Here is a 21,167-nt window from a genome sequence, read left to right as displayed (position 1 = left end):
GTCAGCCATGCGAATCCCGGTCCTGCGCCTTCAGCTCCAGCCGCCGCGCGTGCAGGACCGGCTCGGTGTAACCGTTGGGCTGCTGGACGCCCTTGAACACCAGGTCGCAAGCCGCGAGGAAGGCGATAGAATTGTCATAGTCGGGCGCCATCGGGCGATAGAGCGGATCGCCCTCGTTCTGCCGGTCGACCACGCCGGCCATGCGCTTCAGCGTCTCCATCACCTGGTCGCGGGTAACCACGCCATGATGCAGCCAGTTGGCCATATGCTGGGCGGAGATGCGCAGCGTCGCGCGGTCCTCCATCAGGCCGACATTGTTGATGTCGGGAACCTTGGAGCAGCCGACGCCCTGGTCGACCCAGCGCACGACATAGCCCAGAATGCCCTGCGCGTTGTTGTCGAGCTCGCGCTGGATGTCCTCCGGCGACCAGTTCGGACGGACGGCGACAGGCACCGACAGAATGTCCGACAGCCTGGCGCGGGGGCGGCTCTTCAGCTGCGCCTGGACGGCATGCACGTCAACCTTGTGATAGTGGGTCGCATGCAGCGTCGCAGCGGTCGGCGACGGCACCCAGGCGGTGTTGGCGCCGGCCTTGGGGTGGGCGATCTTCTGCTCCAGCATCGCCGCCATCAGGTCGGGCATCGCCCACATGCCCTTGCCGATCTGCGCATGGCCGGCGAGACCGCATTCCAGGCCGATATCGACGTTCCAGTTCTCATAGGCCGAAATCCACGCCGCCTGCTTCATGTCGCCCTTGCGGATCATCGGGCCGGCCTGCATCGAGGTGTGGATCTCGTCGCCGGTGCGGTCTAGGAAGCCGGTGTTGATGAAGACGACGCGATCCTTCGCGGCGCGGATGCATTCCTTGAGGTTGACGGTGGTGCGGCGCTCCTCGTCCATGATGCCCATCTTGATGGTGTTGGGCGCCATGCCGAGCAGGTCTTCGACGCGGCCGAAGATTTCCACCGCGAACGCGACCTCCTCCGGACCGTGCATCTTGGGCTTGACGACATACATCGAGCCGGCGCGGGAATTCTTGCGGCGGCCATGGATGCCGACATCGTGCAGCGCGATGAGCGCGGTCAGCGCCGCGTCCATGATGCCCTCGGGAACCTCGTTGCCGTCGCGGTCGAGGATCGCCGGATTGGTCATGAGGTGGCCGACATTGCGCACCAGCATCAAGGAGCGGCAGACCAGCGAGAAGGTCGAGCCGTCGGGCGCGGTGTAGTCGAGGTCGGGATTGAGCTTGCGGGTGAAGGTCTTGCCCGATTTGGCGACCTCCTCGGTCAGATCGCCCTTCATCAGGCCGAGCCAGTTGCGATAGGCTATGACCTTGTCCTCGGCATCGACGGCGGCGACCGAATCCTCGCAATCCATGATCGTGGTCAGCGCCGATTCGAGCCAGACGTCGGAGATGCCTGCCGGATCGTCCTTGCCGATGGTCGAGGCGGCGTCGATCAGGATCTCGATATGCATGCCGTTGTTGACGAGCAGAAGCTGCGTCGGCGACGCCGCCTCGCCGAGATAGCCGGCGAATTTGTGCGCGTCCTTCAGCCCGACGCTCTTGCCGCCGAGATCGACCGCAAGCTTGCCGTCGGCAACCGAAAGACCCCGGGCATCCGACCACGAGGCACCGTCGAGCGGCGCGGCCTCGTCGAGGAAATGGCGCGCCCAGGCGATGACTTTTTCGCCGCGCGCGGGGTTGTAGCCCTTGCCCTTTTCGGCGCCGCCCTCCTCGGGAATCGCGTCGGTGCCGTAGAGCGCGTCGTAGAGCGAGCCCCAGCGCGCATTCGCCGCGTTGAGCGCGTAGCGCGCATTCATCACCGGCACGACCAGCTGCGGGCCGGCGACCTGGGCGATCTCGGCATCGACATTGCCGGTGGCGACCGAAAACGCCGGGCCTTCCTCGACGAGATAGCCGATCTCCTTCAGGAAGGCCTGGTAGGCCTCCATATCGGACGGCGCGCCATGCTCGCGATACCAGTGGTCGATCTGCTCCTGAATGGCGTCGCGCTTCTCCAGAAGCGCCCGGTTCTTCGGCGCGAGATCGTGAACGATGGCGGAAAAGCCGGCCCAGAAGGCGCGCTCGTCGATGCCGGTGCCCGGCAGCGCCTCCTGCGCCACGAAGTCCGCCAGCACCGGCGACACTTTGAGCCCGTTCAACTCGATGCGATCCGACATCCGAAACTCCCCTTTCCGAAAGCAGGCCGCGACAGCGCGGCGCGTCGCGCCCGTTCAACACGGCTGAGCGGTTCGGGTCAACTGTCCTGTCGGGCAAAGTTGTTTCGCGGGAAAGTGTGGGAGCCGGCTCGCCGGGCGAACGCCGGCGGCCTCGGCCACGGCGGGCCAAGGGGTTGCGGGCGGTGTGAGGACGCGATGGCCGGAGATCACGAGGTGTCGGGATGCTGCAGCACCCAGAAGGCGAGCCCATGAAGATCGTCCAGCGTGGCATGGACGGCGTGGGCGCGACCGGTGACGGGCTTCGGCAAGCCCGGCGGCGGGCCGGGCCGCAGCGGGCTCAGCCGATGCGCCCGGCCGCGCCGAACGGCAGCGTCGCGGCGGTAGCGCCAGCGCGCCAGGCGCCGCGCCTGCCGCGGCAGATCGTCGAGCGCTGCGGCCAGGGCGGTCAGCCGGCACCGCAGGCGGGCGGCATCGAGCGGATCGTCGGGCAAGGGCTTTGGGCGCACCGGCAGCGGCGCCGGGTCGCTCCAGCCGATGACGCGGATGCGCGGCACGACGGTTAGGACCGGCCGCCTGCGGCGCGGCTGCCCGCGCAGGCTGTCGAACAGGGCCAGGCTGGGCCGCGCCGCGGCGGAGTTTGCGGCCGGCCGGCGTGGCGACGGCCGCTGGTATTGGGGCGGCAGGATAAGACCGCGCGCGGCGACGACGATCAGCCGGCGGGCGGCGGCCTCGGCCGGCCGCAACAGGCACAGCACGGCGCGATGCACGCAGCGCGGCAGGCTGGCCTGCGCAGCGCCCGGCTCCGCAAAACCCGCCATGGCGACGAGCATGGCCACCACGCGCTTCAGCGCGTCCCGGTGCTTGTCGATTGCGGCCGTCCAGTCCATCGCGGCGTCCCTGTGGGCGAATGCGACGGATTATGAAGTGGGTGGGAAAGGTGTGGAGGAAATTGGGGTGGGGAAGTTGGAGATGTGAGGGGATTCAAGGGGTTAACCAAAAACAACGTTCAGATTCGCCAAAACTATTGCCACAAATAGAGCATATCTTAAATATATTAAATCAATCAATAGACATATTTTTCAAAGTGACGACATATATAATTTTTTCTACACTTTTCTCAAATAAAACTGTTTATATATATTTCTATTGTGATGAACATCATAACCGACAATAGAAAACTTATCGCCAAAATAATCCTTCATCTCCTCAAAGCATTCAGATCCTACAACAAATCTTGTAAATTTCTTAGAAGAAAGCTCCAATACAGTATCATGATGCAGGCGATCAGCCCATAGATAATCGATTCCGTTCATTTTCTTCAAAACTTCTTCATCTATATCTCCTACTCCATTCAAATAAATAGAAGAAAGTCGCGGAAGCTTTAAAATAAAATCGATATTAGATAAAGGATTATTAGAAATATCTAGGTGCAGCAATTTACTATTTTCATTCTTTATCTCAACATTGACAATTTGATTTTCACTGAGATCGATCTCTGACAAACTCTCCATATCAAAAAGAGAAGCAAGTGTGCCGTTTATCGAACATCCGCTGCAGAAAATTCGCTTTAGGGATCGCAGCCTAGAAAAACCATCAAAAGGTCCAATATTGGCATTTTGTGAAACAGAAAGCGTCTCAAGATTTGGTAGCCCTAGAATGGGCACAAAACTGACAACTTTGGTGTTACTGAGATCTAATATTTTTATCGATGGATTGCTGATAAAGTTCTCCAAACTAGAAACTAGAGTACTGCTAAGGACTAATCTCCTCAAATTTTTTATTTTGGAAACCTCGGATGCCGACTCCACAAAACTTCCTGCAAAGTTTATCTCTTCAATATTATCAAGCGATGAGAGACTCTCTATATTTTTTACTAGAGTAGCGATTCCGACAACCTTTATGAGTTCTTTATTCACAATAGGTGAAACATTATCTACCATTGTACTCGAAAAATCGATTGTACGAAGTTTTGTTATATATTCAACGCCACTCAGATCCTCTAATCTACTAGATGAAACATCAACATGCCGCAACTCAGGAGGACAGCCGATCTCCGATAGAGCCCGAATGTTTGAACCATTGAGCTCTAATGTCGTGAGTTTTGGCAAATCAGAAATCGGCGCATAAGAATCTATAGTTCTGTTTATAAGAGAAAGCGTCTCCAATTTTCTAAAATTTAGCAAAATATCTATACTTTTAATAGACGTATCTCCAAACCTAAGTTGCTTGATAGATTCAAGAAAATACTCTGGTGGAAGTATTCCACTAGCAAGCATCTTCTTAATTTCTCTAAGAGTATAAAACATCTTTTCGTAGTTAAGTTGAGCATCAGAAGGAAGGCCAATCGCACCCACTAACTGCGCGCCCGAGAGAATTATCCCCTCTATCTTTGCTCTCCTAAAATCTGAAAAACGCAAGTCTGCACCGGAAAAATTGAACCCTGATAAATCATCATCTCGAAAATCAAGGCCGGAAAGATTTGATCCCATAAAATCTTTAGCCGGATCAAGGCCTGTGAGTTCAGCCATTCGACGAAAACTCGGTCCGCCACTACTACCGATTTCACGCAGCAAAGTTTCGACCGAACGTGAGAAGCTAGCGCTTTTTTCTATCATCTTGTATTTCTAAGTCTCTATTAATTGAGCCTTCGTCAGCGCCAGCGTACTTCTCCGCCGCAACAGAGAGTATCGCGTCCAATTTCGAAAGCTGCACATTAGACAGTTCCGAATCAGACATTCCTTTTATAAATATACCCTCCGTATTTAAACTTACTGTGAGAACAGCTGATAAGTCTAAACCATCGCTCCGAAATATACCTAGTTCTGATAACCGGTTTTCTGGCGCCGGCCCAGGCGGGAGTGCCAACTCAGACAATGCAGTTTTACCAGGCGGAGGGTCAATTCCAATTGCCAAAGCACCAGGAAACTTATGAAGGTTCAGATATTTCGCGCAAGATGTCACCCTTCTCAGATGCTCGGTCGGCCCGCCACGGACCCCACCTTTGTCGGATATGCATAGCATCGCTCTTCTAACACCGAACTCAACTCGGCCAGATTCTCCAGAAACATACAATTTATCTACAAAATCAAATTGTCCGTAGATTTTTGAGCCACCATCTTCTGCATCTTTCAACAGAAGTTCATGATCTCCAAGAAAATCTACCTCCTCGAAGTTATATGCTTTAGTTGAAAATTCTTTTGTTAGATTGGTTCGATTGTATCTAATCGGATTGGCACGAAAATCCGCATCGGCGGGATTTCCGGCACACCTTCTCCGCTCAATGATACCGGAAACGTCGTCAGCTATCCGATCCACCCACTTAGAACGATCACCCAGAGCGAGAGCTTTAATGTCGACTATATCTTTATGGATATACTGCCTACTTTTAATATCTGCATATAGCGCTGTTTGATCATCATCAAAGTATTTTACTTGAGATTCCAAATCTCTTATTATGATAGAAACTATAGAGGGTATAACACCCTCCCCAATTTCATCATCTCTTTTTAAATAGCAATTGTACTCCTGTCGACAAATCGCGCTGCTCATCCAAGAAGGTGATACCAACGCGATAAAAACATCAGAACGTTTAACGGCGATCTCTAATTCGCTTGACCATTGATCTGCAAGTCGCAGGTTTTTTACATCACGCCAAAGCTTAAAATTCGCGTTTACTAAGCGCTGCTGGACTCGGCTCTGTACTTCTTTATGTATCTCTTCAAATAACTCAGGATCATTTTCCGAGTCCTGACGAGAATAAGAGAAAAAGCCATTAAAATCCATATTTCACCATATTAAGATAGATTTTCGTCGACAATACCAGGAGATTTTTACCTTTTAAAGATGCTGTCATCGGTATGACAGAAACACATCCATGCTAGGTCGGCGCGCTTTAGAGAAATGGCAATCTTAGGGAATTTTTGCGAAACTACAACTTGCGGTATTGGGGAGGCGGACTGTTCCCAGAACAACGATGAATCCATTCCGTGGCGGTGATCGTGGATGGGGCGGTGCAGGTTGGAGCGCTGGTCTGGACCTTGGCGGATGGCGTCGATGTCACGGAATGGATTCCCGGGTTTCCGCCTCGCTGCGCTCGGCTCTACCACGGGAATGACGAAGTGGGGGTAACGCCAGTTGCCGGGGTCGCGGAAGAGGTGCAACGCGGCCGCCTGCCCTTCTCCCCTTGCGGGAGAAGGTGGCTGAGCGAAGCGAAGTCGGATGAGGGGTGCTGGAAGAAACGAGGCGGTACAGGCTATGGGACCCGGTGCGGTGCGCAATCACAGACGTAGCGCTCCGTCCAGCACCCCTCATCCGACCTCGCTGTCGCTGCGCTCGGCTCGGCCACCACCCAGGGCGAGCCACGGGTCTCGCCCGCCCTTCGGGCCCCACAAGGGGAGAAGGGAAAGGGCGGATGGCATCAACGTCACGGAATGAATCCCCGGGTTTCCGCCTCGCTGCGCTCGCCTCCACCCGTGAATGACGAAGCGGAAAGGTGGACGCCAATCGCCGGGGCTGGAGAAGGGCCAAGGCGTCGCCTGCCCTTCTCCCCGAACGAAAAGGCGCTCGTTGCTCACGGCGTCACCAATCCACTTTGCTCCGCTCGCGCGCCAGCCTATGGTTGGCTTTTCCGTCGAACGCAGGGAGAGCATGCATGGCATTGTCCGACACGTGGAAAGCAATTTTAAACCAGCCGGTATTGATCCATTTCACCACGCTGAATGATGACGGCAGCCCGTCGACCAGCCCGGTGTGGGTCGCTGTCGATGGCGACGACCTCATCGTCAATTCGGCGGTCGGGCGCCTGAAGGACAAGAATGTGCGCCGCGACCCGCGCGTCGCATTGTCTGCCGTGGACCCGGCCAATCCGTACCACGCGCTGATGGTGCAAGGGCGGGTGATCGACATCAGCACCGACGGCGCCGACGCGCAGATCGATGCGCTGGCGAAGAAATATCTCGGCCAGGACACATATCCGTTCCGCAGAGCGGGCGAGGTGCGCGTGAACTACCGCATCCGGCCGGAGAAAGTTGCAGGCATGGGGTGAGGGATGCTGCAACCTGCCCTTCTCCTCTTGCGGGAGAAGGGAAAGAGGGCAGCGCCGCTCAAGTGCGGACAGTGGCGCTGCCAACAAAGCCCCTCGAGAATGACGAAGCGGAAAGGTGGTCGCCAATCGCCGAGGTCGCAGAAGAGGTGCAACGCGGCCGCATGCCCTTCTCCCCTTGCGGGAGAAGGTGGCTGAGCGAAGCGAAGTCGGATGAGGGGTGCTGGAAGAAACGAGGCGGTACAGGAGACGGGTGACCCGGTGCGGACCGGGCACGCAATCGCGGGCGTAGCGCTCCGTCCAGCACCCCTCATCCGACCTCACTCTCGCTGCGCTCGGCTCGGCCACCTTCTCCCGCAGGGGGAGAAGGAAAAGGGTGGATGCGTCATCTCCACGGAATGGATTCCCGGGTTTCCGCCTCGCTGCGCTCGGCTCCACCACGGGAATGACGAAGTGGAGAGGGGTGCGGGACAGCGCCCCCCTCTGTCCTGCCGGACATCTCCCCCTCAGGTGGGGAGATTAGCCGTCACGTCGGCTTTCGCCAATCACAGAGGTCATAGAAAGGTGCAACGCTGCCACTGCCCGTCGCCCCCCCTCCGGCCCTTCGGGCCACCTCCCCCGTAAACGGGGGAGGATTGGCGCTTAGTTATCCCCCATCTTCAGCGCCTGAATAAAGGCTTCCTGCGGGATGTCGACCTTGCCGAACTGGCGCATGCGCTTCTTGCCCTCTTTCTGCTTTTCGAGCAGCTTACGCTTGCGGGTGACGTCGCCGCCGTAGCATTTCGCCGTCACGTCCTTGCGCAGGGCCGAGATCGTCTCGCGCGCCACGATGCGGCCGCCAATGGCCGCCTGGATCGGAATCTTGAACATATGCTGCGGGATCAGCTCCTTGAGCTTCTCGCACATGGTGCGGCCGCGCTTTTCGGCGGCGGTGCGGTGGACCAGCATCGACAGCGCGTCGACCGCCTCGTCATTGACCAGGATCGACATCTTGACCAGATCGCCCTCGCGATAGTCGGTCAGATGGTAGTCGAAGGAGGCGTAGCCCTTGGAGATCGACTTGAGCCGGTCGTAGAAGTCGAAGACGACTTCGTTGAGCGGCAGGTCGTAGACCAGCATGGCGCGCTTGCCGACATAGGAAAGGTCGGCCTGGATGCCGCGACGGTCCTGGCAGAGTTTCAGGATGCCGCCGAGATAGTCGTCGGGCGTCAGGATGGTGGCGCGGATCCACGGCTCCTCGATATGCGCGATCTTGACCAGGTCGGGCATATCGGCGGGATTGTGCAGCTCCTTCACCGAGCCGTCGGTCATCGCCATCCGGTAGACGACGGAGGGGGCTGTGGCGATGAGGTCGAGGTTGAACTCGCGCTCCAGCCGCTCCTGGATGATTTCGAGATGCAAAAGGCCCAGAAAGCCGCAGCGGAAGCCGAAGCCGAGGGCTGCCGAGGTTTCCATCTCGAAGGAGAACGAGGCGTCGTTGAGGCGCAGCTTGCCCATCGCGGCGCGCAGGTCCTCGAAATCGGCGGCGTCGACCGGAAACAGGCCGCAGAACACGACGGGCTGCGCCGGCTTGAAGCCCGGCAGCGCATGCGCGGTGGGGCGGCGGTCCTCGGTGATGGTGTCGCCGACGCGGGTGTCGGCCACTTCCTTGATCGAGCCGGTGAAGAAGCCGAACTCGCCGGGGCCGATCTCGTCGGCCTGGATCATCTTGGGCGTGAAGAAGCCGGTGCGCTCGACCAGATATTTGGCGTTGGCCTCCATCATGCGGATGGTCTGGCCTTTTTTCATCACGCCGTCGATGACGCGGACCAGCACGATGACGCCGAGATAGGTGTCGTACCACGAATCGACCAGCATCGCCTTGAGCGGCTTGGTGGCGTCGCCCTCGCGCGGCGGCGGCAGCTGGTTGACGATGGCCTCCAGCACGTCGGGAATGCCGATGCCCGACTTGGCCGAGATCAGCACGGCCTGCGAGGCGTCGATGCCGATGACCTCCTCGACCTGCTCGCGGATGCGCTCGGGCTCGGCGGCGGGAAGGTCGATCTTGTTCAGCACCACGACGATCTCGTGGTTGTTGTCGATCGCCTGGTAGACGTTCGCCAGCGTCTGCGCCTCGACGCCCTGGCTGGCGTCGACGACCAGAAGCGAGCCTTCGCAGGCCGACAGCGAGCGCGACACCTCATAGGCGAAGTCGACATGGCCGGGCGTGTCGATCAGGTTGAGGGTGTAGTCCTCGCCATTGTTGGCGCGGTATTTCAGGCGCACGGTCTGCGCCTTGATGGTGATGCCGCGCTCGCGCTCGATGTCCATGTTGTCGAGGACCTGCTCGGTCATCTCGCGCAGCTCCAGCCCGCCGGTGGACTGGATCAGACGGTCGGCGAGCGTCGACTTGCCATGGTCGATATGGGCGACGATGGAGAAATTGCGGATGTGGGAAATGGGCGTGCTCATGGGCGCGCTTTAGCAGGAGACCCGCCCTTCCACAAGCGCGCGAAAGGGCGCAAAGGCAGCACTACCAGCGCAGGACCACGCGCCCGGCCACGGCACCGGCGAGCGCGAGGATGGCCACCGCGAGGCTGTACCACACCGCCACGAAGAAGGGCGAATCGTCGAAGCAGTGGATGGCGTAGAAGGTGGCGGCCACTCCGCCGGCCAGAAGCCCGGCCACCGCCCCCGTCAGAACGGGGCGGGTCGGCGCGCCCGCGCGCAGCGCATGAAGCAGCACGGCGAGCGGGGCGATACCGATCAGCGGGATGAAGGTCAGGCACAAGACGCTGTTGGTGCCCAGCGCGCGCGATGCCCATTCCGCCTCGGGCACGCTGACGGCCTCGGCCACACCAGCGAGCGCCAGGAGCACCACCGGCGCCAAAAGCAGGAGCAGACGGTGCGCAAGAGCAGCGCCGGGGCGCGACAAGACAGTGACCGCGCCATAGGCGGCGATGGCCAGCGCCAGGGTGACGACGAATTTGAACAGGAAACGCGCCGTCTCCAGCGCCGCCGCGAGATCCGCGCGGGGCCCAAGCGCTGCGAAGAAGACGATGCCGGCAAGGGCCGCGGCTGCGAGAAGGCCGCGCAGGAGCGTGGCGCGGAACGGCGTCGCGGCGGCGGTATCCTTGCCCAGGGTCCTGATCAGTCGTTCGGTGTCCATCTCAGTTCCTTCCGAAACGGCGGGCAATCGCCGCAAGCCCGCGATGCAGCGCCACCCGCACCGCCGTCTCGCTCATCTTCAATCCGTCCGCCGTCTCGGCGATGGAGCGTCCATCGACGGAGATCGAGGCGACCACGCTGCGCTGCACCGGGGCGAGCCCTTCCAGCGCGCGCGCAATGTCGCGCTCGCTTGCCGTTTCGGTCTCCGGCTCGGCGAGCACGCCGGCGAAGTCGTCTATGTCGATCTCCACCCGCCGGCCCTTCTTGCGGAAGGCGTCGATCAGCTTGTGGCGGGCGATGGCGAACACCCAGGGCAACACCGGCGCGCCCACAAGCCAGGTATGGCGCTTCAGGTGGATGGCCAGAAGCGTGTCCTGCACGACATCCTCCGCGTCGATCCCGCCGCCTGTCAGCCGCCGCCTTGCGAAGCCGCGCACCAGAGCGGCGATCTCGGACAGGAACGCGGCATAAGCCCGCTCGTCGCCATCGAGCGAGGCCAGCAACAGACGCGACAGCCGGGCTTCGTCAGCCTTGGTCACGCGCATCTTCCTCCTCATACGACAGCCAATGGTGGTTTGTTACGCGCGGCGGCGGATTTTGTCCAAGCCCCAAATGCGATCACGAAACCGTGTTCGGCGCAGGGCGTAACACAGAGCGGCGACATCGCGAAGTCATCGGTGAGGAGCGCAGGGAGCGTTCCTTCCAACCCACACAGGAGACGACCATGAACCGTCAGACGCTCGCACTCGCCCTTGCCGGCTCGCTTGCCACCGCCCTTTCCGGCATTGCCAGCGCCTCCCCCCTGCCCCCCGAGAAGATGGTCGGCATGGAAAAATGCTACGGCATCTCGCTGAAGGGCCAGAACGATTGCGCCGCCGGCGCCGGCACGACCTGCGCAGGCACTTCGACGATGGATTATCAGGCCGATGCCTGGAAGGCAGTGCCGGCCGGCACCTGCACCACGATGAACGTGGATGGGCATATGGGGATGCTCGAGCCTTCCAAGGGCTGAGAGTCTTTTTGAACTGCTGCGTCAGAGCGTTTTCAAACAGACTCTGACGGCGGAACCGCGAAGGCCCCGGCGGGCCTTCGCCTTTTCTTTTGGCGAGGACTTTTCATGACGCTGAACCAGACCACCCTGCCCGGCCGCGCGGGCCTCGGCTTCAAGCCCGAGCATTTCGAGGCGATCGCGCGGGATTGGCCCGATGTCGGCTTCTTCGAAGTCCACGCCGAAAACTACATGGGCGACGGCGGCGCACCGCATCGCATGCTGGGCGACATCGCCGAACGCTATCCGCTGTCGCTGCACGGCGTCGGCCTGTCCATCGGCTCGGCCGGCCCGCTCGACCGAAAACACCTCAAAAGGCTGCGCGGCGCGCTGGACCGCTACAAGCCGCAATCCTTTTCCGAGCATCTCGCCTGGTCGACCCATGACAGCGGATTTCTCAACGATCTGCTGCCGCTCCCCTATACGCCGGAAACGCTCGACCGCGTGGTGGAGCATGTCGATACGGTGCAGCAGGAAACCGGCTACCGCCTGCTGCTTGAGAACCCTTCGACCTACATCCTGTTTGCCGAAAGCAGCATCGACGAAATCGATTTTCTCGACAGGATCGCCGAGCGCACCGGCTGCGGCCTGCTGCTCGACGTCAACAACGTCATGGTCTCGGCCGTCAATCACGGTCTCGACCCTTATGCCTATATTGCGCGCTTTCCGCTGTTCCGCGTCGGCGAAATCCATCTCGCCGGCTATGACGAGACGACCGACGGCGCCGGCGAGCGGCTCTTGATCGACGCGCATGGCTCGCGCGTCAGCCCCGATGTGTTCGCGCTCTACCAGGCGGTGCTGGCGCGCAGCGGCCCCCTGCCGACACTGATCGAATGGGACAACGACATACCAGATTTCGCGGTGCTGCTCGAAGAGGCCCGCCACGCCGACGCAGCCATGGCATCGGTGTCGCCCAGCCGAAAGCGCGCCTGAGCATGAACCACGCCGCCTTCCAGCACGATTTCGTCACGGCGCTGCTCGATCCGGCGGCTCCCCTGCCCGTCGGCGTGACCACGGCGCGCGGCCTGCCCGACGCCAAGCGCTTCGCCGTCTATCGCAACAATGTCGCCGTTGCCTTGCACAATGCGCTGGCGAACCGGTTTCCGGTGACGCGCCGCCTTGTCGGCGAGGATTTCTTCGCCGTTATGGCGCGGGGCTTCATCGCCAGGGAAAAGCCGGCATCGCCGCTGATCTTCGACTATGGCGACGGCTTCCCCGAATACATCGCAACCTTCGAGCCGGCCAGGAGCCTGCCCTATCTCGCCGATACCGCCGCGCTGGAGGCCTTGTGGACCCGCGCCTATCACGCTGCCGACACGGATGCGATCGGCGCTTCGGCGCTGGCCGATGCGGCCGATATTGCCAACTGCGCGCTGGTTCCGCATCCAGCCGCAGCGCTTTTGACTTCGCCATATCCGGCAGGCAGCATCTGGCAGGCGCATCAGACGGACAGCGCGGGCGAGATCACTGTGCGAGGCCGCGAAACCGTTGTTGTCGCCCGGCCCGGGATGGAGGTGAGCGTCCACATCATTCCCGACCGCGATGCCGCATTCGCCCGCGCGCTTTTTGCCGGGCAGACGATGCAAGCCGCCGCCGAATTGGCGCTGGAAGCCGACAGCGGCTTCGCCTTCGGGCCCGCTCTGGTCGGGCTCGTCTCGCTGGGCGCATTTCAAGCCTTGTTACCGCAGGAGAGCAAACCATGACCGCCCTCGCATCCGCACCGAAACCGACTTCGCCCCTGGCGCGCGCCGAGACGCTTCTGGCCGCTATTCCGGCCGCGCTGCCGCTGGCCGCATTGCGTGTCGCTCTGGCGGTCCCCTTCTTCAAATCCGGATTGACCAAATGGGACGGTTTCCTGACCCTCTCCAACGGTGCGCGCTATCTGTTCACCCAGGAGTTTCAACTGCACATCTTCGGCGGGCTGTACCCCTTTCCGGCGCCGATCCTGATGGCGACGCTATCGGGTATCGGAGAGATCGTCCTGCCGATCCTGCTCGTGCTCGGATTGGGAACGCGTTTTGCAGCACTCGGCATTCTGGCGATGACGGCGATCATCCAGCTGACTGTGCCCGAAGGATGGGCCAATTTCCATCTGCCCTGGGCGGCCATGGCACTGACACTGGTGGTCTATGGCGGCGGCTGGCTGTCGCTCGACCGCCTGCTGCATCGCCGGTAGCGCCGGTGCTCGCCGCTACTTGCTGCCGACCAGTTCCTTGATGCGGGCGGCGAGCGCGTCGAGCGCGAAGGGCTTGGTCATGACGTGCATGTCATGGTCGAGATGGCCGTGGCTGACGACGGCGTTTTCGGCATAACCGGTGATGAACAGCACCGGCAGGTTGGGCCGCTTGACACGCGCGGCATCCGCCATCTGGCGCCCGTTCATGCCGCCGGGAAGGCCGACATCGCTGACCAGCAGGTCGATGCGCGCATCCGATTGGAGGATTTTCAGCCCCGACGCGCCGTCTTCGGCTTCGATGACGGCATAGCCGAGTTCCTCCAGCACCTCGACCACGAGCATGCGCACCAGCGCCTCGTCGTCGACCACCAGCACCGTCTCGCCATCGGCGCGCTCGGCTTCCGGACCAGGGTCGATGTGCTGGCTGTCTTCCATCGCGCCGTGATAACGCGGCAGATAGAGGCACACCATGGTACCCTGCCCGACTTCGGAATAGATGCGGACCTGACCGCCCGACTGGCGGGCGAAACCGTAGATCATCGACAGGCCGAGGCCGGTGCCGACGCCGATCGGCTTGGTGGTAAAGAACGGATCGAAAGCCTTGGCGACGACCTCTGGCGCCATGCCGGTGCCGTTGTCGGACACGCACATCGAGATGTATTGGCCGGGGGGGATTTCGCGCTGGCGCGCGGCGACCTCGTCAAGCCAGCGATTGCCGGTCTCGATGGTCAGCTTGCCGCCGTCCGGCATGGCGTCGCGCGCATTGATGCACAGATTGAGCAGCGCATTTTCGAGCTGGTTGAAATCGACCAGCGTCGGCCACAGACCGGCGGCGGCGACCACCTCGACCTCGATCTGCGGACCCATGGTGCGGCGGACGAGCTCGTTCATGCCGGCGACGAGACGATTGACGTCCGTGGGCTTGGGATCGAGCGTCTGGCGGCGCGAGAAGGCGAGCAGACGATGCGTCAGCGCGGTCGCCCGCTTGGCAGCACCCTGGGCCGCCGTGACATAGCGCTCGACCTCGTTGGAGCGCCCTTGGGCGATACGCTTCTCCAGCATTTCCAGGCTGCCGGTGATGCCGGCGAGCAGATTGTTGAAATCATGCGCCAGGCCGCCGGTGAGCTGGCCGACCGCCTCCATCTTCTGGGATTGCCGGAGCGCCTCTTCCGCCGCCATCAGTTCATGGGTGCGTTGCTCGACCTGATGTTCCAGCGTTTCATTGAGGATGGCGAGTTCATGCGCCTGGCGGCGGCTGTTTTCGATGTCGGTGTTGGTGCCGATCCAGGACAGGACAGCGCCATCGGGTCCGAAGACCGGCTCTGCGCGCACCAGAAACCAGCGATAGGCGCCGTCGGCGCGCAGGATGCGGAATTCCGTCTCATAGATCTTGCCGGTGGCAAGCGCTGCCGACCAGGCTTCGGACGCATGCGGCAGATCGGCGGGATGAACGATGGCGGCCCATTTCGCGCCGTCGAGCGTGCCGACCGCCTCGCCGGCATATTCGTAGACGCGGTTGTTGAACCAGTAGAGCTCGCCATCGGGGCGCGCGGCCCAGACATGGTTGGGCACGGCCTGGGCGAAGACGCGGAACTGTTCCTCGCTTTTGCGCAGGGCGACCTCCGCCTGCTTGCGGGCGGAGATGTCCTGAAAGATGACGGCGACCTGCTTGCGGCTCGGCGGCTCGATCCGGACGGCGGCGAGTTCGAGATAGCGGCCGGTGGCAATCAGCTCCTGCTCGAAGCGGATGGGCTGGCCGGTCCTGAGCACGCCGCCATAGCGCGCCACCCAGGAATCGGCCTCTTCGCCGACCATCTCGCGCAGCTTCTGGCCGACGACATTGGGAATGCCGGCATGGCGCGCATAGGCGGCGTTGGCCTCGACATGGATGTAGTCGCTGAGCGGACCATGCGGCCCGTCGAAGAACTCGATGATGCAGAAGCCTTCGTCGATGGCGTCGAACAGCGTGCGGTAGCGCTGCTCGTTCTCGCGCATCGTGTTGGCCACGACGGTGCGGTCGGTGACATCGGCGCCTTCGACGAAGATGCCGGTGACGGCGCCATCGCCGTCGCGCAACGGCTGGTAGACGAAATTGACGAAGCGTTCGTCAACCGGCCCGCCGGGCTCGGTCTGCACGGCATAGCGATAGCCGTCGGCCTGGAACGGCACACCTGTGCGATAGACCTCGTCGAGAATGTTCAGAAAGCCCTGCTCGACGGCATCGGGCAAGGCCTCCGCCACCGTCATGCCAAGCACTTCGCGGTGGCCGATCAGCTTGCGGTAGCCGGGATTGACACGCTCGAAGCGGTGCTCCGGCCCGTTCAGGATCGCCATGAAGGTGGGCGCCTGCTCGAACATCTGAGACAGATGCTCCCGCCGCATGGCAAGTTCGCGCCGCGCGTCTTCCTCGCCGGTGGCGTCGCGCAGGACCATGACAAAGCCGATATGATCGCCCTGTTCCGAGCGCAGCGGCGTCAGTTCGCCCGACGCCCAGAAGCGGGAGCCGTCGCCGCGCATATACCAGCGCTGGCCATTGGCGCGGCCGGACTGTTTCGCCAGTGCAAGGTCCTGCTCCAGACGTCCCGCCGCGCGGTCCTCGGGCGTGAAAATGCCGGCGATGGAGCCACCGACCATCGCGGCGGACGGCCAGCCCAAGACATGCTCGGCACCGCTGTTCCAATGGGTGATGAGGCCGTCGCGATCGGTGGCGATGATGGCAAACGACAGCGTGCTGTCGACAATGGCCCTGAACGACGCGTCCTGTGTGCTCAAGTGGCAAGACCCCCCGATTCCGAAATGCAGCAGTTGCCGGCTGAAACCCTCGTGAACGCAGCTCAATCGCGGCTCAAATAGAGTGAGGTCGATTCAGAGCAAGATATCGAAGACAATTTTTCGCAGCACGAGGCGTGGCATCGCAAACGGAGGAAAACGCCGTAGCCCTATGGCCTTGCGTGGGGTCGCATCCTATGTGGTGCCATTCAAACAGGAGAGATGTCGCATGGGCGGAATGTTCCAGAGCCTCAGGAACAGGATCCAGCTCTCGCTTTTGATCGCGGGCCTGATCATCGCCGGCGGGCTGTGGGGCTTCGTCGAACTCTCCGAAGTGGCGCGCGACAGCGACCCGCATGCCTTCGACATGAGGATCCTGCTCGCCTTCCGCACGGCGGGGGACCCATCCGACCCGATCGGGCCGAGCTGGTTCGAGGAAGCGGTGCGCGACATCACAGCCCTCGGCGGCGCGGTCGTTCTGATCTATTTCACGGCCATCGTCATCATCTATCTCCTGCTCGTCCGGCGCTGGGGACTGGCTGTGTTCGCCTTCGTGTCCATCGCCGGCGGGCAGCTGCTGTCGAGCCTGCTGAAGCTGGGCATCGACCGCCCTCGCCCCGAACTGGTCTCGCATCTGTCGCAGGTGCACACGATGAGTTTCCCCAGCGGCCATGCGATGCTGTCGGCGGTGACCTACCTGACGTTGGGCGCGCTGCTATCGCGCGCCATGCCGAACCGGGCGGCGACCCTCTATGTCTTCTGCGTCGCCATACTGACCACGCTGATGGTGGGAATGAGCCGGCTTTATCTCGGCGTGCATTGGCCGAGCGACGTGCTTGCCGGCTGGTGCGCCGGCTTTGCCTGGGCGACCTTGTGCTGGCTGGCAAGCCAGTGGCTGGGACGCCAGGATACGGCGCCCGATAACATTTGACGACCACTCGATGAAAAGCGACGGGTAGGCAGATTAAGGCTGGCCTTGACATTTAATCAATCGATTGATTAAATGCTCGACATGAAAGAGACGCAGCCCTCATCCGGTCCGGAGGCCACCCGCAAGGCGCTTGCCATGGCGGCGCTGAAGCTATTCGGCCAGCAAGGTTTCGACGGCACATCGACGCGCGAGATCGCAGCCGAGGCGAAGGCCAATATCGGCTCCATCGCCTATCATTTCGGCGGCAAGGACGGCTTGCGGACTGCAGCTGCCGACCTGATCGTGGAGATGATCCAGACCATTGCCGGCCCCGTTTTGGGCAAGCTCGACGCCGAGAGCGCGCCGGCCGGCCGCGACGAGGCGGAGGCGCAGCTTTACGCGGCGGTCGACCGCATGGTCTCCTTCATGGTGGCGCGGCCCGAGGCCGGCGACATCGTGCAGTTCGTCCTGCGCGAACTCGCCCGCCCCACAGAGGCGCTCGACCGCATCTATGATGGCCTGTTCGAGCCGCTGCACCGCCGCCTGTGCCTGATCTGGCAGCGCGCCACGGACGACGAGGCCGAAGCCGACGCCACCAAGCTGACCGTGTTCACCATGATCGGCCAGGTCATCTATTTCCGCATCGGCCGCGAGGCGGTGTTGCGCCGGATGGGGTGGGCCGAGATCGGCACGGCGGAGTCGGCGCAGATCGTCGATGCCGTGCGCACCAATCTGACAGCCATTCTCGCAGCCCGGAAAGGGAAGCCCGCATGAGCCTTTTGTGTTCGATCCCTTTCGCAGCCAGCCTGTTTGCGTCCTGCGCGGCACCCGGCCCGCTGGCCGTCGGCTATGTCGAGGGCGATTTCGTGCTGATGGCGCCGATCGAGGTCGCGCAGGTGCTGGAGGTCAAGGTTGCGCGCGGCGACCGCGTCGAGACCGGCGCGCCGATCGTCACGCTGGAAAACACCGATGCGGTGATCGCCGTATCGCAGGCGGAAGCAGCGCTTGCCCAGGCGGAGGCGCAGCTGGCCAATCTGCAGGTCGGCAAGCGGCCCGAGGAAATCGCCGTGCTGCAGGCCGCTGTGCGCTCGGCCCAGGCGCAGTCGGCGGAAGCCGCCAGGGTGCTGAACCGCATCCAGGACCTGTTTCGCCGCGGCACCGCCACCCAGGCGCAGCAGGACGAGGCGACGACACAGGTCGAGGTCGCCGACGCCGCCGTCGGCCAGGCCGAGGCCAATCTGGATGTCGCTCGCCTGCCGGCGCGGCCCGAAGAGATCAAAGCCGCCGAAAATCAGGTCAAGCAGGCGCGCGCGACGCTGGAACAGGCGCAATGGCAGCTTTCCAAGCGCACGCTGACGGCGCCTTCGCCCGGCCGCGTCGACGACGTCATCCGCAACCCCGGCGACACCGCCGGCCCGGCCGCGCCGGTGATCTCGCTGTTGCCCGACGGCGCGGTGAAGCTGTCGGTGTTCGTGCCCGAGGCGGCGTTCTCCTCGCTGAAGGTGGGCGGTCTGCTCGAGGTCGGCTGCGACGGCTGCCCGCAAGGCATGCGCGCCCGCATCAGCTACATCTCGCCCGACCCGGAATTCACCCCGCCGGTGATCTACTCGCTCGAGAACCGCCAGAAGCTCGTCTACCTCGTCGAGGCCCGGCCGGAAGGCGATGCGCGGGCGCTGCAGCCAGGGCAGATCGTGGATGTGCGAGTAGCGAGTAGCGAGTAGCGAGTAGCGAGTAGCGAGAGATTACAGGCAGGTCTTTGATGTCAAACGGTTCTTCTATTCTTCCCTATTCGCTATTGGCTACTCGCTATTCGCTCTCATCGGACCGCGTCCGATGAACGCCATCGACGTCCGCAACCTCGTCAAGCGCTTCGGCGACAAGACCGTCGTCGACCATGTCTCGATGAGCGTGGCGGAGGGCGAGATCGTCGGCTTTCTCGGCCCCAACGGCTCGGGCAAGACGACCACCATCCGCATGATGTGCGGCCTGCTGACGCCCGACGAGGGCGAAGGCCAGGTTCTGGGCTTCGATCTTCGCCACGAGGGCCTGAAGATCAAGCGCGAAGTCGGCTACATGACGCAGAAATTCTCGTTCTACGAGGATCTGACGATCGAGGAAAACCTGCAGTTCGTCGCCCGCCTCTATCGCATGAGCCCGGTGGACAAGCATGTCGCCGACACGCTGGCCGATCTCGGCATGACCTCGCGGCGCAAGCAGCTTGCCGGCACGCTGTCAGGCGGCTGGAAGCAGCGTCTGGCGCTGGCCGCCTGCATCATGCACAAGCCGAAGCTGCTTTTGCTGGACGAGCCGACCGCCGGCGTCGACCCCAAGGCGCGGCGCGAGTTCTGGGACGAAATCCATCTCCTGGCGCGCGGCGGGCTGACCGTGCTGGTCTCCACCCACTACATGGACGAGGCCGAGCGCTGCCACCGCATCAGCTACATTTCCTATGGCAAGCTGCTCGCGACCGGCACGGTGGACGAGGTGGTGAAGAATGCCGGGCTGACCACTTTCGTGCTGCGCGGCGACACGCTCAACGAAGTCGCCAGCGCGCTGGAAGGCCGCGACGGTGTCGACCAGGTCGCGCCCTTCGGCACGACGCTGCATGTGGTGGGCTCCGACAAGGACAAGCTGGAGACCGCCCTGGCCGACATCCGCGCCCGTCCCGGCGTGACGGTCGAAGCCGGCGAAACCAGCCTGGAGGATGTGTTCATCCAGTTCATGGCCGGCTCGAAGGACAATATGCCATGAACGGCGGCTTCTCCCTCACCCGGCTCGGCGCCTTGCTGTCGAAGGAATTCATCCAGATGCGGCGCGACCGCGTCACCTTCGCCATGATGCTGGGCGTGCCGCTGATGCTTCTGGTGCTGTTCGGCTTCGCCATCAACAACGACCCGAAAAGCCTGCCCGCAGCCCTGGTGGCGACCAGCAACGACAACTACACCCGGGCCATCGTCTCGGCGCTTGAGATGACCGGCTATTACCGCTTCGAGCATCTGGTGGCCAATACGGAGGAAGCGGAAAGCCTGATGGCGCGCGGCGACGTGGCGTTCGTCGTGACCATACCCGGCGATTTCGCCCGACGCGTCGCGCGCGGCGACAACCCGACCATCCTGATCGAGGCGGACGCGACCGATCCTTCTGTGGCATCGGGCGCGATTTCGACGCTCGGCACGGTTGCCAGCCAGGCGCTGCTGCGCGAGCAGGGCAAACAAGCGGAGGCGGCGGAGGAACAGGCAAGCCGCCTGCAGGTGATCGTGCATCGCCGCTACAATCCGGAAGGCATCTCGCAATACAATATCGTGCCCGGCCTGCTCGGCGTCATTTTGCAGATGACCATGGTGATGATGACGTCGATGGCACTGACCCGCGAGAGCGAGCGCGGCACGATGGAAAACCTGCTCGCCATGCCCGCCTCGCCCGCCGAGATCATGCTGGGCAAGGTGCTGCCCTATGCGGCGGTGGGCGCGGTGCAGGTGCTGGTGGTGCTGCCGGCGGCGAAATATCTGTTCGGCGTGCCGTTCATCGGCAGCCTGACGCTGCTTTTGTTCTCGATCCTGGTGTTCGTCATGTCGCTGGTGCTTTTGGGCTACACGATTTCGACGGTGGCGCGCACGCAGATGCAGGCGATGCAATTGTCGTTCTTCTTCTTCCTGCCGTCGATCCTGCTGTCGGGATTCATGTTCCCGTTCCGGGGCATGCCCGAATGGGCGCAGGCGCTGGGCGAGGTGTTTCCGCTCACCCATTTCATCCGCATCATCCGCGCCGTGATGCTGAAGGGCGCCGGCTTCTCCGACATCGCCATCGAGATCGGCGCGCTGTGGCTGTTCGTCTTCGTCTTCGCCGGGATGGCGCTGCTGCGCTTCAGGCGCACTCTGGATTGAGCGGACGGGC

Annotated in this window: 18 protein-coding genes; 10 read left to right on the top strand and 8 right to left on the bottom strand. The window is 61.9% G+C overall.

Annotated features, from left to right (window positions below; all coding sequences use genetic code 11):
- Position 1 precedes the first annotated feature (1 nt).
- From ICI42_RS09610 to ICI42_RS09595, 4 genes are all read right to left on the bottom strand, one after another.
- Positions 2 to 2,182: a malate synthase G gene (locus tag ICI42_RS09610; protein ID WP_188164320.1), complete on the bottom strand. Its 2,181-nt coding sequence runs from the start codon at positions 2,180 to 2,182 to the stop codon at positions 2 to 4.
- 206 nt (positions 2,183 to 2,388) lie between these two features.
- Positions 2,389 to 3,069 (bottom strand): hypothetical protein, encoded by a 681-nt coding sequence (locus ICI42_RS09605; RefSeq protein ID WP_188164319.1) that lies wholly within the window; start codon positions 3,067 to 3,069, stop codon positions 2,389 to 2,391.
- A gap of 219 nt (positions 3,070 to 3,288) precedes the next feature.
- Positions 3,289 to 4,797 carry a pentapeptide repeat-containing protein gene (locus ICI42_RS09600; RefSeq protein WP_188164318.1) on the bottom strand — a complete coding sequence of 503 codons (1,509 nt, stop codon included), beginning with the start codon at positions 4,795 to 4,797 and terminating at the stop codon, positions 3,289 to 3,291.
- Positions 4,778 to 5,965 carry a toll/interleukin-1 receptor domain-containing protein gene (locus tag ICI42_RS09595; protein ID WP_188164317.1) on the bottom strand — a complete coding sequence of 396 codons (1,188 nt, stop codon included), beginning with the start codon at positions 5,963 to 5,965 and terminating at the stop codon, positions 4,778 to 4,780. The genes ICI42_RS09600 and ICI42_RS09595 overlap by 20 nt, the downstream gene beginning before the upstream one ends.
- Before the next feature lie 868 nt (positions 5,966 to 6,833).
- Here ICI42_RS09595 and ICI42_RS09590 point away from each other — a divergent pair.
- Positions 6,834 to 7,226: a PPOX class F420-dependent oxidoreductase gene (locus tag ICI42_RS09590; protein ID WP_188164316.1), complete on the top strand. Its 393-nt coding sequence runs from the start codon at positions 6,834 to 6,836 to the stop codon at positions 7,224 to 7,226.
- 639 nt (positions 7,227 to 7,865) lie between these two features.
- Here ICI42_RS09590 and lepA read toward each other — a convergent pair.
- The 3 genes from lepA to ICI42_RS09575 form a co-directional block, all read right to left on the bottom strand.
- Complete coding sequence (lepA, locus tag ICI42_RS09585) at positions 7,866 to 9,674, bottom strand: translation elongation factor 4 (protein ID WP_188164315.1); 1,809 nt, start codon at positions 9,672 to 9,674, stop codon at positions 7,866 to 7,868.
- Positions 9,675 to 9,735: 61 nt separating this feature from the next.
- Complete coding sequence (locus ICI42_RS09580; protein ID WP_188164314.1) at positions 9,736 to 10,371, bottom strand: NrsF family protein; 636 nt, start codon at positions 10,369 to 10,371, stop codon at positions 9,736 to 9,738.
- A gap of 1 nt (position 10,372) precedes the next feature.
- Positions 10,373 to 10,909 carry a sigma-70 family RNA polymerase sigma factor gene (locus tag ICI42_RS09575; RefSeq protein WP_188164313.1) on the bottom strand — a complete coding sequence of 179 codons (537 nt, stop codon included), beginning with the start codon at positions 10,907 to 10,909 and terminating at the stop codon, positions 10,373 to 10,375.
- A gap of 185 nt (positions 10,910 to 11,094) precedes the next feature.
- On the opposite strand from ICI42_RS09575, the gene ICI42_RS09570 reads away from it, so the two are divergent.
- The 4 genes from ICI42_RS09570 (at position 11,095) to ICI42_RS09555 (ending at position 13,594) form a co-directional block, all read left to right on the top strand.
- Positions 11,095 to 11,382 carry a BufA1 family periplasmic bufferin-type metallophore gene (locus tag ICI42_RS09570; protein WP_188164312.1) on the top strand — a complete coding sequence of 96 codons (288 nt, stop codon included), beginning with the start codon at positions 11,095 to 11,097 and terminating at the stop codon, positions 11,380 to 11,382.
- A 105-nt stretch (positions 11,383 to 11,487) separates the two neighbouring features.
- Positions 11,488 to 12,351 (top strand): MNIO family bufferin maturase, encoded by an 864-nt coding sequence (bufB, locus tag ICI42_RS09565; RefSeq protein WP_188164311.1) that lies wholly within the window; start codon positions 11,488 to 11,490, stop codon positions 12,349 to 12,351.
- A gap of 2 nt (positions 12,352 to 12,353) precedes the next feature.
- Positions 12,354 to 13,121, top strand: coding sequence for an HvfC/BufC N-terminal domain-containing protein (locus ICI42_RS09560; protein WP_188164310.1), 768 nt, complete (start codon positions 12,354 to 12,356; stop codon positions 13,119 to 13,121).
- Positions 13,118 to 13,594 carry a DoxX family protein gene (locus tag ICI42_RS09555; protein ID WP_188164309.1) on the top strand — a complete coding sequence of 159 codons (477 nt, stop codon included), beginning with the start codon at positions 13,118 to 13,120 and terminating at the stop codon, positions 13,592 to 13,594. The genes ICI42_RS09560 and ICI42_RS09555 overlap by 4 nt, the downstream gene beginning before the upstream one ends.
- A 15-nt stretch (positions 13,595 to 13,609) precedes the next feature.
- On the opposite strand, the gene ICI42_RS09550 is transcribed toward ICI42_RS09555, so the two are convergent.
- Positions 13,610 to 16,366 (bottom strand): hybrid sensor histidine kinase/response regulator, encoded by a 2,757-nt coding sequence (locus ICI42_RS09550; RefSeq protein WP_188164308.1) that lies wholly within the window; start codon positions 16,364 to 16,366, stop codon positions 13,610 to 13,612.
- A gap of 235 nt (positions 16,367 to 16,601) precedes the next feature.
- Here ICI42_RS09550 and ICI42_RS09545 point away from each other — a divergent pair, with 235 nt between their 5' ends.
- The 5 genes from ICI42_RS09545 (at position 16,602) to ICI42_RS09525 (ending at position 21,157) form a co-directional block, all read left to right on the top strand.
- Positions 16,602 to 17,294 (top strand): phosphatase PAP2 family protein, encoded by a 693-nt coding sequence (locus ICI42_RS09545; protein WP_188164483.1) that lies wholly within the window; start codon positions 16,602 to 16,604, stop codon positions 17,292 to 17,294.
- A gap of 72 nt (positions 17,295 to 17,366) precedes the next feature.
- A complete protein-coding gene (locus ICI42_RS09540; RefSeq protein ID WP_188164307.1) occupies positions 17,367 to 18,047 on the top strand; it encodes a CerR family C-terminal domain-containing protein in 681 nt (226 codons plus the stop codon).
- Positions 18,044 to 18,994, top strand: a complete 951-nt coding sequence (locus tag ICI42_RS09535; RefSeq protein WP_188164306.1) for an HlyD family secretion protein — start codon at positions 18,044 to 18,046, stop codon at positions 18,992 to 18,994. Before ICI42_RS09540 ends, ICI42_RS09535 begins: the two co-directional genes overlap by 4 nt.
- A gap of 112 nt (positions 18,995 to 19,106) precedes the next feature.
- Positions 19,107 to 20,024, top strand: coding sequence for an ABC transporter ATP-binding protein (locus ICI42_RS09530; protein WP_188164305.1), 918 nt, complete (start codon positions 19,107 to 19,109; stop codon positions 20,022 to 20,024).
- On the top strand, positions 20,021 to 21,157 hold the full coding sequence (locus ICI42_RS09525; RefSeq protein ID WP_188164304.1) for an ABC transporter permease: 1,137 nt from the start codon (positions 20,021 to 20,023) through the stop codon (positions 21,155 to 21,157). Before ICI42_RS09530 ends, ICI42_RS09525 begins: the two co-directional genes overlap by 4 nt.
- The last annotated feature ends 10 nt before the right edge of the window (positions 21,158 to 21,167 follow it).

This window comes from Oryzicola mucosus (genome assembly GCF_014534685.1).
Classification (GTDB): domain Bacteria; phylum Pseudomonadota; class Alphaproteobacteria; order Rhizobiales; family Rhizobiaceae; genus Oryzicola; species Oryzicola mucosus.
Note: the sequence above shows the minus strand (reverse complement) of the source record. Positions and strands in the feature narration are given on the sequence as shown.